Here is a 12,679-nt window from a genome sequence, read left to right on the forward strand (position 1 = left end):
ACAAAAACCGACTCGTCTCCGCGGCAATGACGTGCCTCGGCGCTGCTCATCACCCGCCCCGTCCTTCGAGGCTCCAGCCGGTGTACGACAGCGTCGATGTGCTTCAACCCTACCGCTTCCGATTGTCTTCCTGGCCAAAACTATGCCATGACCCATTCACCATGAGATGCAACGGAAAAGGCGCGGCATGAAGAAGATCGGTTTCCTCTCATTCGGGCACTGGACGCCCTCGCCTCAGTCGCAGACGCGCTCGGCGGCCGATGCGCTGCTGCAGTCGATCGATCTTGCCGTCGCGGCCGAAGAACTCGGAGCCGACGGGGCGTATTTTCGTGTGCACCATTTTGCCCGCCAGCTCGCCGCACCCTTCCCGCTGCTATCGGCCGTCGGCGCCAGAACCAGCCGGATCGAGATCGGCACTGCGGTCATCGACATGCGCTACGAGAACCCGCTCTATATGGCCGAGGATGCCGGCGCCGCCGACCTTATCGCCGGCGGACGGCTGCAGCTCGGCATCAGCCGCGGTTCGCCCGAGCAGGTAATCGATGGCTGGCGCCATTTCGGCTATGCCCCACCCGAGGGGCAGAGCGAGGCCGACATGGCCCGCCATCACGCCGAAGTCTTCCTCGAAGTCCTGCGCGGCGAAGGTTTTGCCAAACCGAATCCGCGGCCGATGTTTCCGAACCCGCCCGGCCTCCTGCGTCTCGAACCGCATTCGGAAGGCCTGCGCGAGCGGATCTGGTGGGGCGCCAGCTCCAATGCCACTGCCGTCTGGGCAGCCAAGCTCGGCATGAACCTGCAGAGCTCGACGCTGAAGGACGACGAGACGGGAGAGCCGTTCCACGTCCAGCAGGCCGACCAGATCCGCGCTTACCGGCAGGCCTGGAAGGCAGCCGGTCACACGCGCCAGCCGCGCGTCTCTGTCAGCCGCAGCATCTTCGCACTGGTCGACGACCGCGACCGCGCCTATTTCGGCTACGGCAACGACGAGGGCGACAAGATCGGCTTCATCGACGAGAAGACCCGGGCGATCTTCGGCCGCAGCTATGCCGCAGAGCCGGATGCGCTGATCAAGCAGCTCGCCGAAGACGAGGCGATTGCCGAGGCCGACACGCTGCTGCTCACCGTCCCCAACCAGCTCGGCGTCGCCTACAACGCCCATGTCATCGAGGCGATCCTGACCCACGTCGCCCCGGCGCTCGGCTGGCGCTGACGCCCGCCATTCTCAAACCCGCGGATATCGCGCACGGAACTCACGGGGACTGCAGCCCTCGCGTTCGTGAAAGATACGCGAAAAATAAAATGGATCCTCCAGGCCGATCATGGCGGCAATCGTTTCGATTTTTTCGTCGGTCGTTGCCAACAGCTGTTTGGCATGATCCATGCGCGCCCGAAGCTGAAATGCCTTGGGAGGCAATCCGGTTTCAAGCGTGAAGCGCCGGCGCAGCGTGGCCGGCGACATGTCGTGTTCAGCGGCAAAGGCAGCGAGATCGAGCGGCTGCATCGCCCGGCGCCTGAGCGTTTCGACGATATCGGCCATATCGGGCCCTGCCTGGCGCCGATCGGCCGCGCCGCTTGCCTGTCTGGCGGCTGCGATGACGATGTGATGCAGCGTCAATGCCGCCGACGCCTGCCCGAGATTGGTATCGTCACGCAGATCGGCATGAAGCTTGCCGAAGAGCCGCGCCAGTTCATCGAGATGATGCAGCGCCACGATAGGATGGCGCTCCGCAATGATCCTCAGCCTCACGAAATCCCGCGTGAAGGATCCTTCGAAAAGCGCCCAGCGCTCGTCCCAGCCGCCTTCTTCGGGAGCGTAGGAATGCGCACGGTTGGGAAACAGCCAGAACAGAGCAGGCGCGCTCAGGCTGAGGCGACCGCCGGCCTCGGTTTCCAGCCAGCCCTGCCCGCGCTCGACCAGCACGACGGCGAAACTCGGGAGTTTTCGGTCGGTCACCGCATGGCGGGCATGCTGCCTGCCGCTGCCTGTGACCGCCAGTCCGCCGGCCGCGTCGAGCGGCGTTCTATAAATGGCCTCGGCGTCTCTCATGGTGAGCGAAAAGTCCAGCTACCTATTTCATCCATGTCGGTTATCCCTGCAGATCAGCTAATTATTGGCAAATCAATTCAAGCGATGGAAGGCTGAAATGTCGATTGCCGCCGAAACGATACGGGCCGAAACGCCGGAATTTCCCCTGACCGCCCACGGCAAGACCTTGCCAGCGGTACGGGTGGGCTGGCTGACGCCGACCGATCCCGCCATCGGCCTCGGCGCCATCCGCCGCCGCTACCTGGACGATGGCTATGTCTGGCTGAAAGGCCTTCTGCCGCACGCCAATGTCATCGATTTCCGTCGCTGGGTGCTCGAACACCTCGCCATGACCGGACTAGTCGAGCCCGGCAGCGACTTATCGCTGGGGATCGCCTCGACCGCCGCCTTCGACCGGAGCCTGGCGGACCGGCGCCTGATGTCGCTCGTCCGTTCCGCCGCCTATGAAGGCTTTTGCGCGCAACCGTCGCTCACCTGCTTCATGGACGATTTCCTGCAGGGCATCTCCTATCTGCACAAGCGCAAGATCATGCGTTTCGTCCAGCCGGATACCCCGACGGCCACACCCGCCCACTACGATCTCGTCTATCTCCGCGGCGGCACCAGCCGCCTGGTGACGGCCTGGATTCCGATCGGCGACATCCCGGCCGAGATGGGCGGCCTCGTCTACCTCGAAGGCTCGCACGCGCTTGGCCTCAAGATGGAGGCCGAGTTCCAGGCAGCAAGCGGCGATCTTTCACCTGAAGAGCGGATCAGCGCCTATAACCGCCACATGGCGGAAGGCGGCTGGATCTCGAAGGATCTTCCCGATATGGCGGAGCGCTTCGATACGCGCTGGCTCGCCGCCGATTATGAGGCCGGCGACGTGGTGCTCCACTCGCCCTATATGATCCACGCATCGACCGCCAACCAGGACCGCAGCCGCCGGCTGCGTCTCTCCACCGACATCAGATATCAGAATGTCGACGACGAGATCGACGCCCGATGGAACAACCATTGGAGCCTCGGCGATATGCTGTAGCCCGGCTTTTCCGTATCCCTTCGACACCGCCCAGACCATCGTCAGCCGATGCAGGCAACGGATTTCGACGAGTTGACGCGCAAAGGCCAGGCCCCACCACGACATGGAAGCACCGCGCGCGGACCTTTCGCCCTGGGTAAGCGTTGATGGTCCGAGCTTGAACCATCGCATGGCCGACCGAGTTATGGCTGTACCGAACCGCTCGAGTTGCCTAATGCCGCGTACGAACCTGAACGATATACTGATCTTCATGGCCGTCGTCGATGCCGGAAGCTTTATCGCCGGCGGCCAGGCCATGGGCCTGTCCCGCTCGGCGGCGGGAAAGGCCGTCATCCGCCTGGAAGAGCGGCTCGGCGCGCGCCTGCTCAACCGTACGACGAGAACATTGAATCTCACCGACGAAGGGCGAGTCTTCTACGAGCGCGGTTTGCAGATTCTCGCATCGGTCGACGCTGCCGAAGCGAGCGTGGCTGGCCGGAGCGGCACGCCGCGCAGCGTTCTCAGGCTCAGCGTTCCCGATGCCTTCGGACGGCTCGTCGTGCTGCCGCTGCTTGAAGAATATCTTCGGGCCTGGCTCGATATCCAGGTGGAGATCAGCTTCACCGATCGCTTCGCCGACGTCGTCGAGGAAGGCTTCGATCTGGCCATCCGGATCGGCCCGACGGCGTCGGACGCCCGGCTGGCCTCACGCGTGATCGCCACCTACAGGACGCTGCTCTGCGCCTCGCCGTCCTATCTCGCCGAGCACCGCGAGCCGCGTGATATCGACGACTTCTCGGCCCATGACTGCCTGATTTTCATCAGCCGCAATCAAAGGCACGCCTGGCGTTTTCGCGGCAAAGGCAATTCCTGGATCACGGCGCAGGGACGCAGCCGCCTGAGGCTCGACAGCGCAGAGGCGATCCGCCACGCCGCCCTGGCGGGACTGGGCATCGCCCTCCTGCCCGACTTTCTCGTCGCCGACGATCTTGCGGCCGGCCGTCTCCGGCAGGTTCTGCCCGACCTCGAAACCGATGACACCAAGATCGTGACGCTCTATCCCGACAAGCGCCCGCTGGAACCGCGCGTCCGCCGCTTCATCGACCTGGTGGTCGAGGAGCTTGAGCGTCGGGGCGAGGCACGCCGCGACGCTAGCCCTCTGTGACCGCCTTGTCGAAGCCACGGAAGCTTTTCAGGGCAAGGGGAGAAAGGGTTGCCGCGAGATAGGCGAGGCCGGTGAGGAACAGCGCCGCGGCAAGGCCGATCGTGCTGATCAGCGCGCCGCCGACGAGGCCGCCGAAGGGAATGAGCGCAAAGCAGAGGGCGGTGTTCATCGCCGTGACGCGGCCGGTCAGCGGTTTCGGGATGCGCTCGAAGATCACCGCCGACAGGATGGGGTTGAGAAAACCCGAGGCAAAGCCGGCGATAGCGAGCGTCGCAAAGACAGAGCCGAGCGGCGCATCTGCCGCCAGCACCAGAAAGCGCGGAAATCCGGTCAGCAAAAAAGCCACCGTATAGACGATCAGACGCGGCATGCGCTCGCCGATGACGGCGGCAATCGCCGCCCCCGCGATCGAGGCACCGGAGAAGACGGCGAACATCGCCCCGAGCAGCTCCGGCCCGTGACCGGCGTCCCGCGTCCAGACGGGCAGCAGCACGGCATGATAGGCCTGGTCGAGCAGATTGGTGGTCGCCACCATGGCAACGATGCTGACGAGCACGGCATCGCCGCTGAGAAATCGCCAGCCTTCACGGAGATCCTCGAGATAGGAAGAGACCTTATCCAGCGGAGCGGCGGGCAGCTTAGGCGTGGGTGTTATGCCGGGAATGCCGATCGCGACGACTATAGCGGCGGCGGCGAAGGTGGCGGCGTTGAGGACGAGCGCCTGGCCCGGGCCGATGAGCCCGATCAGCGCGCCGGCGCCGGCCGCGCCGACCGTCGAGGCGAGGCGTTCGATGGCGCTGGCGACGCCGGTCACCCGCTCGAGCGGCACGGCGGCCAGCGCGGCGATATCGGGAACCATCGCCTGTTTGGCGGCGTCGGAGGGGCCGCGCAGCACGCCCATGGCAAAAACGACGGGCAGCAGCACCGGGACGGTCAAGAGCCCGAAGAGATCGAGAAGCGGCACCAGACCCACCACAACAACGGAAGCGGTGTCGCAGATGATGGCGATGCGCTTGGCGCCGACACGGTCGATCAGCGGCCCGCCGAGCGCCTTGGCGAGCACATAGGGCAACATCTCCATCATCGCCGTCAGCCCGGTCAGCATCGGACTGCCGGTGGTGCTCAGCACCAACCAGGGAATGGCGATGGTCGAAAGCCGCGTGCCGGACAGCGAAAGCGTCTCGGCGGCGGCAAGCGCCAGGAAGGGCCTGCCCCTCCTCACGGTTCTTCCTCGCCCTCGCGATGCGGAAGACGGCCCGGATAGGGAAAGGCGTGCAGCATGACATAGAAGGGAACCATGTCGGGATTTCGAGACGCCGCCTCCCCCAACGGCGGTGCTGCCCGCATCGCCTCCAGAATGATATCTCGCAGCCGTTTCGTCAGCGCCTCGGCCTGGTCAGCCGTCATCGGGATGATGATGTCGTCGGCGGCCGTCGCCTTGCGCCATTCGGCCGGCAGCTCGGCATATTCCTCCAGCGCCTGCTGCATCTGGCCGACCTGCTGCGAAAGCGCCGCCTGGTTGAAGGCGATATCGAGATCGAGCGCCTCCCCCGCCGCTTCGCTGGCGGGCAGCGAGGTCAGCTCGTGGCTCGCGCGCCACCAGCGGTCGCGCCGCGAGGCATGCGGCGCCTCCTCGATGAAACCGTATTGGGCGAGCTGACGCAGGTGATAGCTGGTCGCGCCGCTGTTCAGGCCGAGCCGCACGGCGAGCTGGGTCGCCGTGGCCGGGCCGTCGATCCTGAGCATGCCGAGCATGCGCAGCCGAACGGGATGCGCCAGCGCCTTCAGCGCGGTCGGCTCAGGTACGACCCGGCTGACGGAGCGGGAGACGGCGGCAGACTGGGAGCCTGATGTTTTCATGCCTCAAGCTTACTATTGCAAGGATATCTTTGCAAAGATTTCTTTGCATAAATGAGAACACTCCTGGCGCGGCCCGGCTCGCGTTCAGGCCTCCGGCAAAGTGAACACCGCGCAAGGGTCGGCGATGCCGCGCAAGCTGTGTTCCCCGAGCGGCGTCAGCATCGTCTTGGTATTTGCGGCCACAGCACCCGAGATCAGCACGCTTCGGCCGAGCGGCTTGCAGAGCCCTTCCAGGCGGCTGACCAGATTGACGGCGGGGCCGATGGCGGTAAAGTCCAGCCGGTCGGCTGCGCCAATATTGCCCCACAGGATCTCGCCGAAATGCAGGGCCGCGCCGAAGGGCAGCGGCGCCAGCCCCTGCGCCTGGCGCACGTGGTCGAGATGGACCATGCCGGCGCGGCTGGCGGCGACGGCCCGGAGCGCCGCGTCGCAGGCATTGCGGTCTCCTTGCATCTGGCCGGAAGCGCCGGTGACGGGAAAGATCGCCAATACACCGTCACCGATGAATTTCAGCACCTCGCCGCCGAAAGCGTGTACGGCGCCGGCGACGCGATCGAACCAGGCGTCGAGCGTCGCAATCATCGCATGCGGCTCCGTCACTTGGGAAAGCGCGGTGAAATCGCGCAGATCCGCGCAGAGAAGAGCGGCGCGAATAGTCTCGCCAGTGCCGCGGGCAAGCGCTCCGGCCTGCACCCGGGCCGCACTGCGCCGGCCGAGATACGCTTCGAGCAATGCCGCCCGCGCCTCGCGCGCCGCAAGGGCTGCGAGCGGCGCCGCGGCAAAACGCGCGACGTCCCGCAGCCGGGCGGCGTTATCGGGAGCGAAAGCGCCGGCGCCAATGCCCGCCCAGCCGAGCATCAGCGCATCCTGAGAAGGCCCGATCCTCTCCTCCCACACCGGCCCGAGCCCGGCCAGCCAGTCACGCCCGGCATCGACGGGCGGTGCGGCGGCAAAAGCCAGCGCCTCGATGACACCCCCGGTCTCGGCCCGCCACAGCCAGGTGCGCCGCGCAATGATCGGATGCGGCACCGCAAGCGTCAGCGCCCCGCCGGCAAGCGGCAGGCCATCGGAAAGCAGCCGGCGCCCGAGCTCGGCCAGAAACGGTTCGGGACCGGGCGAAGCAGCCGCCTCGTCGACCAGCCAGGCAAGGGAGGAAGGCAGATCCATGCCCTAACATCGCATCAGCCCCGGGTGTGGGCAACCCCGGAGCATCCGCGCGCGGATGCTCCGCAGCCCGGCAGGACATCCCCGGATGTCCGGGAGGGCCTCCTCTCGGCTCTTGCACCCCTAGCCTCCACACAACCCTGTCAACCCCACTGCCAGACAAGCCTGTGGAAAACCGTTCACCACAGTGGAAAACAACGAAAAAACACTTTAAAATTGCGCATCTTTGATTCCATTATGCGCCAGCTTGTCATCTGCGATTGAGGGGTTGCGATGGGCACGACATTTTGGCCGAAAGATCCGCTTGACGGGAATGACATGACGCTGCTGACGTCGATCCTTCGGCGATGGTGCGCGCGCTATGAGATCGACTTCACCGCGGAGGAGAGCAAGCGCAAGGCGAAAGAGCTCGTCGAATGGTTCGAGTTCGGCGTCAAGGATCCCATCGAGCTCGAAGAGCTGATCGACGGCAAACACTGGCTCGTCAGCACGATCTGACTGCGGGAAAACTGCGAACTCTCATGAGAAAGGCCGGCGAAATATGGCGCCGGCCTCATCGATTCATATCTGGTCGAGACCTCAATCGTCCCAGCGACGGTCATCACGCCAGCGGCGGTCGCGGTCCCAGCGCCGCTCATGGCGCCAGCGCGGGCCGTCCCAATCCCCATGGCGCCGCTCCCAGCCCCAGCGGGGCGGACCACCGTAAAAAGCCACCGGCGGCGGGCGTCGCCAATTGCGCCGGCATTCGCCCCAGCGCGTCAGATGCCAGCCGCGGCCGCAGGCGTAGTCGACCTTGGTGATATTGCTCTCGACTTTGATCGTCGCGCTCGGCATCGCCTGCGCCGTACCGATCGAAAGGCTGCCAGCAAGCAAGGCAGCCGCGATAGAAAGTGCCTTCATAACGAACTCCAATTCAATCCAGCCGTGACCACCCTAGGGCTGCCAAATTGAACTGGGGATGAACTGCGCGTTCATGTTTGAGGATGAAAAACAGCGCTTCCGGCCGGCCGACGCAATGCCGCCAGGCCGTCTTTTTCAGTGGGTGGCAGGCGCTTGCGGGCGCGGTGGCGCCCTTGGGAAAACCGTTCATTTCCTGCCGGAAAAAACATCGGGACCCGGGTCGCGCCCGGCTGCAACCGTAGTGAGCCGGCCGAGGTAATGCGTCCAGCCTTCCTCATGGCCGGCGCATTGTTCGGCGCTCGGCAGGCCGCTATGGGTGAGCTTCAGCAGCGTTCCATCGGGCTGCTCGATCAGGTCGATCTCGACCAGGCTCGAGCCCGGCGGCACCACGTCGCTGCCATCCCAGCCGAAGCTGTAGGCAAGGCGATGAACCGGCACCACTTCGCGAAACGAGCCGCGCGCAAAGCGAGCGCCGGTGACGTTGACGAGATAGAGCCCGCCGGGCTGCGGCTCGACCTGAGCTTCCGTTCCCATCCAGCGCAGAATCTTTTCCGGGTCGGTCATCAGCGCAAACACGGCCGCCGGCGGTGCTGCGATATGCGCTTCGCGGTGAACGACGAAAGCTTCTGGCATCATGATCTCCCATGGTTGCTGCCCTACCTCAATGAGGCGGAGCGGCATGCTGTTTCGACATGGATGTCCTCAGCAGGATCATGTAGGCGGATGCGCGCACTCAGCAAGGGCGATGGGGCACGCATCCATCCGTCGCCCACGCACCCGCCTTGTCCTTCGAGGCCCCTGCGGGGCACCACAGGATGAGGCTCTCTTGGGGTTGCAACCCGCACCCATTCCAAAACCATCTTCCCCTATTGCCAGCCGGCCGCCTTGCCCCTATTGTCGCGCCGTTCTCAGGGCGGGGTGAAAGTCCCTACCGGCGGTATGCAGTTTCGATTGCGAGCCCGCGAGCGCCTTCTTCGGAAGGGTCAGCAGATCAGGTGAGATGCCTGAGCCGACGGTCATAGTCCGGATGAAAGAGAACGTGCGTTGCTGCTGCGCCTCCGGGCCGGCTGCGGATGCTCGTGATCGCCTTGGGTGACGTGTCTGTACGCCAAAGGAGATGACTATGACACCCACCCGTTATGCCTTCGTCAAAGCCGGCTGGCACGCCGATATCGTCGACCGTGCGCTCGAAGGTTTTCAACAGCTTGTTCCCGCCGAACAGATCGACGTGTTCGATGTTCCCGGCGCCTTCGAAATGCCGCTTCTGTCGCGCGATCTTGCCGCAAGCGGGCGCTATGCGGCCGTCATCGCCGCCGCCTTCGTCGTCGATGGCGGGATCTACCGCCACGAATTCGTCGCCCAGGCCGTGGTCGATGGCCTGATGCGCGCCGGCATGGATACCGGTGTGCCGGTGCTGTCGGTCTCTCTGACGCCGCATCATTACCAGGAAACCGAGCATCACACGCAGATCTACCGCGCCCATTTCGTCGAGAAGGGCCGCGAGGCGGCGCGCGCCGCTCTGATTATCGGCAAGACACGCGCCGCTCTTGCGGCATAGAGTCTGCGCAATTGACGGCGGGATCGGCCCGCCGTCTTCTCCCAACAGAAGAATTGATTCGACGCCCCGCCTGCGCTGTGGTCCACTCGACCCCGACATGTATCGCCATTCTTAATGCGTCCAAACCTCAAGGGAGCTGAAGATGAGCAATGCAATGCACAGTGAAACCCCCGCCGAATCCGTGAGAATGCGACCGGTCGACACCAAGCTCGAAGTGGTCGTCATCCCCGTCTCCGACGTCGACCGCGCCAAACGTTTCTACGACGGTCTGGGCTGGAGGCTCGATGCCGATTTCGCCAACGATGCCGATTTCCGGGTGATCCAGTTTACTCCGCCGGGCTCCGGCTGCGCTATCATCTTCGGCAAGAACGTCACCGCCGCCGCTCCCGGCTCCGCGCAAGGGCTCTACCTCATCGTCTCCGACATCGAGACCGCCAGGCGCGATCTTATCGCCCGCGGCGTCGAGGTGAGCGAGGTCTTCCATGACGCATCGGGCGTCTATGCCGGCAAGGACGAGCCCTATCTCTTCGGGCGCCTGCGCATTGCCGGCCGCGACCCCGAACACCGCAGCTACCGCTCCTTCGCCTCCTTCAAGGATCCCGACGGGAATGGCTGGCTGTTCCAGGAAGTCACCGCCCGCCTGCCTGGCCGCATCGACGCCGACGAAACGGCCTTCTCGACCTCGAACGACCTTGCCGCCGCACTGCGCCGCGCCGCCCAGGCTCACGGCGAACACGAGAAACGAAACGGCGGCAAATATGACGAGAACTGGCCGGACTGGTATGCCGAATACATGGTTAGCGAACAGGCCGGCAAGCAGCTGCCGTTGTAGGTGGCGGCAGGCGCCGGGAGCACCCGCCTCGCCCTTCGAGGCCCCTTGCGGGGCGAGGCTTCTTTCCTTACCGGCAGGCCAGAGGGGGTGCCACACGGCACGCCCGCTCCTCTCTCATCCCAAGACGCGCCCTTGGCCCGCATCTCACCGGTAGAACATATCCCGCCACTGCTTCTCGCCGATCAGGCATCCGTCAGCGGCCCGGCGCCGGCGACCCTCTCCATCGTCGGCGGCGGGGACAGACCGCTGATCTCCAGCACCAGCTTGCGGCGCACGGCGATGGCAAAATCCTCGATCTTGTGGACCGGCAGCACGAAGGCGCCGGGGCCGCCGATGACGCAATCGGCGTAATATTTGTCGAGCCCGCCGGGCGCATCGGAAGGGCGCAGCATGATGGCCAGCCCATTGATGATCATGCCTGACGCCACCGCCTTGTCGCGGACAGGCGCGACGGCGTCGCCCGAGTTGTTCGGGCCGTCGCCGGAAACACCGATCACCTCGCGCCTGCCCTGGAAGGGACCTGTGGCAATCATACTGGCGCCCTGGTCGATGGCGGTCGAGATCGAGGTTCGCCGCTGGGTGCCGATCGGCCGGGCGTCGAGTTTGTCGGCAAAGGCGATCGCATCCGCTTCGGTCTCGATCACCTGCCAGTCGATCACCGATTCCTGGACGACATAGCCTGCCCATTCGAAATAGCTGATGGCGATGCGGCCGGTGAGCCCGTTCTTCACCGCATCGATGAATTCCTTGTGCTTGAGTGCTTCGACATAACCCTCGCGCTGAATGCCGATCTCCTCGACATCCATCGACCGCGAGGTGTCGACGGCAAGCACCAGCGTGACGTCGACTTCGTTGCCGCCGGCACCTGCTGCCGGTACGAGGCTGGAAAGACCCATGAGCACCGCAAGCGTCGTCAGCATCGGCAATCCAATCCCTGCGCCATTCAAGCCAGCAAACTTTAGCACAGCTTGGCCGAGGCAGGGCGCCCGCCCCTCTGCGCGGCTTCAATTTTTGGTGATGGCGGGAGCGTCCGTCCTTCCCGGCCCTTGCGGGATCAGGTGAGCCTCGATTGCGGCGCCGCGTGGCCTCAATGCAGGGGAAGCCACAATGGCGTCTTCCACGCCTTCAGTGCCTCGAGGAAGACCTGCAATCTGGATGGCAGGAAACGGCGTGTCGGATAGACGGCATGCACGAAAATTTCCTCCGACGACCAATCCGGCAGCAGACGGACGAGTTCGCCTCTTCTGATCCGCTCATCGCAATAGGTGGAAGGCAAGAGTCCGATGCCGTGCCCGCGATAAGTGAAAGCGCTTACCGCATCGAAATCCCGGCTCGAGACCGAGCCCGATACGTGCAGGCGAACCGATCTTCGTCCGCTCACCAGATGCCATTCCGCCTCACCATTGCGGCCATTCAGCAGAACGCACTGATGCTCCTTCAGGTCTTCAGGCTTTAACGGGAGCACCTTGCCCGTCAGATAGTCCGGTGTGGCGACCAGATAGCGCACGCTCTTGCCGAGCCGCTGCGCGACGATTGTGGAATCCTTGAGCTCGCCGAAGCGGATGCCGAGATCGATATTCTCCCCGATCAGATCGAGGAATAGATTGGTAACGAAGAGATCGACCTCAATCTTCGGATAGGCCTTGAGGAAGGTCGACAGAAATTCGTAGAAGACCTCCTGCCCGAAAATGACGGGCACGGAGATCTTCAGCAGACCTTCCGGTTTTCTCTGTGTTTCGGTGAGCACTTGCTCGGCGTCGAGGAGATGGGCGAGCGGCTCGTTGCATCTGTTGTAATAGGCGCGGCCCTGCTCCGTCAGGCTCAGTTTGCGGGTCGTCCGCTGCAGCAGCGTCACGCCGAGCTGCTCTTCCAGCGAGGTCACCTTCCGGCTGACGGTCGAGACCGGCATGCCGAGGGAATGAGCAGCGCGGCTGAAGCTGCCGTACTGCGCCACCTTCACGAAAACAGCGATATCGTTGAGATCGGCCATGGCTGATTTTTGCATGGGTGCAAAAGAGAATCCAGATATTTCCATCTAATCGATGAATTGAGTTTTCGCCATATTTATCATGCGAAAACAACCACAACCCGATGGCGGCGCATCGCAGCAGCCCCATCTCGAGCGGCCGGGCCTTTTGCACATGCGAGGCTCA

The 12,679-nt window shown here is 64.2% G+C and carries 13 protein-coding genes, 1 pseudogene and 1 riboswitch; of the genes and pseudogenes, 6 read left to right on the forward strand and 8 right to left on the reverse strand.

Annotated features, from left to right (window positions below; all coding sequences use genetic code 11):
- Window positions 1–187 precede the first annotated feature (187 nt).
- On the forward strand, window positions 188–1,210 hold the full coding sequence (locus tag RHEC894_RS13700) for an LLM class flavin-dependent oxidoreductase (protein WP_085737665.1): 1,023 nt from the start codon (window positions 188–190) through the stop codon (window positions 1,208–1,210).
- A gap of 12 nt (window positions 1,211–1,222) precedes the next feature.
- On the opposite strand, the gene RHEC894_RS13705 is transcribed toward RHEC894_RS13700, so the two are convergent.
- Window positions 1,223–2,047, reverse strand: a complete 825-nt coding sequence (locus tag RHEC894_RS13705) for an AraC family transcriptional regulator (RefSeq protein ID WP_085737666.1) — start codon at window positions 2,045–2,047, stop codon at window positions 1,223–1,225.
- 97 nt (window positions 2,048–2,144) lie between these two features.
- Here RHEC894_RS13705 and RHEC894_RS13710 point away from each other — a divergent pair, with 97 nt between their 5' ends.
- Window positions 2,145–3,068, forward strand: coding sequence for a phytanoyl-CoA dioxygenase family protein (locus tag RHEC894_RS13710; RefSeq protein WP_085737667.1), 924 nt, complete (start codon window positions 2,145–2,147; stop codon window positions 3,066–3,068).
- 214 nt (window positions 3,069–3,282) lie between these two features.
- Window positions 3,283–4,212, forward strand: coding sequence for a LysR family transcriptional regulator (locus RHEC894_RS13715; RefSeq protein WP_085737668.1), 930 nt, complete (start codon window positions 3,283–3,285; stop codon window positions 4,210–4,212).
- On the opposite strand, the gene RHEC894_RS13720 is transcribed toward RHEC894_RS13715, so the two are convergent.
- The 3 genes from RHEC894_RS13720 to RHEC894_RS13730 all read right to left on the reverse strand — a co-directional run bounded on the left by RHEC894_RS13720 (window position 4,199) and on the right by RHEC894_RS13730 (window position 7,239).
- Window positions 4,199–5,434, reverse strand: a complete 1,236-nt coding sequence (locus RHEC894_RS13720; protein ID WP_085737669.1) for an MFS transporter — start codon at window positions 5,432–5,434, stop codon at window positions 4,199–4,201. The genes RHEC894_RS13715 and RHEC894_RS13720 overlap by 14 nt on opposite strands.
- Entirely contained in the window at window positions 5,431–6,072 is a 642-nt protein-coding gene (locus RHEC894_RS13725) for a helix-turn-helix domain-containing protein (protein ID WP_085737670.1), read from the reverse strand. The genes RHEC894_RS13720 and RHEC894_RS13725 overlap by 4 nt, the downstream gene beginning before the upstream one ends.
- Window positions 6,073–6,156: 84 nt before the next feature.
- Complete coding sequence (locus RHEC894_RS13730; RefSeq protein ID WP_085737671.1) at window positions 6,157–7,239, reverse strand: adenylate/guanylate cyclase domain-containing protein; 1,083 nt, start codon at window positions 7,237–7,239, stop codon at window positions 6,157–6,159.
- Between the two features lie 270 nt (window positions 7,240–7,509).
- Here RHEC894_RS13730 and RHEC894_RS13735 point away from each other — a divergent pair, with 270 nt between their 5' ends.
- On the forward strand, window positions 7,510–7,734 hold the full coding sequence (locus RHEC894_RS13735; protein ID WP_085737672.1) for a hypothetical protein: 225 nt from the start codon (window positions 7,510–7,512) through the stop codon (window positions 7,732–7,734).
- A gap of 81 nt (window positions 7,735–7,815) precedes the next feature.
- Here RHEC894_RS13735 and RHEC894_RS13740 read toward each other — a convergent pair whose 3' ends face one another.
- Together RHEC894_RS13740 and RHEC894_RS13745 are read right to left on the reverse strand one after the other, a co-directional pair.
- Entirely contained in the window at window positions 7,816–8,136 is a 321-nt protein-coding gene (locus RHEC894_RS13740) for a hypothetical protein (protein ID WP_085737673.1), read from the reverse strand.
- 186 nt (window positions 8,137–8,322) lie between these two features.
- A complete protein-coding gene (locus tag RHEC894_RS13745; RefSeq protein WP_085737674.1) occupies window positions 8,323–8,769 on the reverse strand; it encodes an SRPBCC family protein in 447 nt (148 codons plus the stop codon).
- Between the two features lie 267 nt (window positions 8,770–9,036).
- Window positions 9,037–9,179, forward strand: a riboswitch (FMN riboswitch).
- An 80-nt stretch (window positions 9,180–9,259) separates the two neighbouring features.
- Between RHEC894_RS13745 and RHEC894_RS13750 the strand changes: the two genes are divergently transcribed.
- Window positions 9,260–9,694 carry a 6,7-dimethyl-8-ribityllumazine synthase gene (locus RHEC894_RS13750; protein WP_085737675.1) on the forward strand — a complete coding sequence of 145 codons (435 nt, stop codon included), beginning with the start codon at window positions 9,260–9,262 and terminating at the stop codon, window positions 9,692–9,694.
- Between the two features lie 142 nt (window positions 9,695–9,836).
- Complete coding sequence (locus RHEC894_RS13755) at window positions 9,837–10,526, forward strand: VOC family protein (protein ID WP_085737676.1); 690 nt, start codon at window positions 9,837–9,839, stop codon at window positions 10,524–10,526.
- 144 nt (window positions 10,527–10,670) lie between these two features.
- Here the strand turns inward: RHEC894_RS13755 and RHEC894_RS13760 are convergent.
- Together RHEC894_RS13760 and RHEC894_RS13765 are read right to left on the reverse strand one after the other, a co-directional pair.
- A pseudogene (locus RHEC894_RS13760) lies at window positions 10,671–11,446 on the reverse strand (DUF1194 domain-containing protein).
- A gap of 167 nt (window positions 11,447–11,613) precedes the next feature.
- Window positions 11,614–12,516, reverse strand: coding sequence for a LysR family transcriptional regulator (locus RHEC894_RS13765; protein ID WP_085738978.1), 903 nt, complete (start codon window positions 12,514–12,516; stop codon window positions 11,614–11,616).
- Window positions 12,517–12,679 lie beyond the last annotated feature (163 nt).

This window comes from Rhizobium sp. CIAT894 (assembly GCF_000172795.2).
Classification (GTDB): Bacteria; Pseudomonadota; Alphaproteobacteria; order Rhizobiales; family Rhizobiaceae; genus Rhizobium.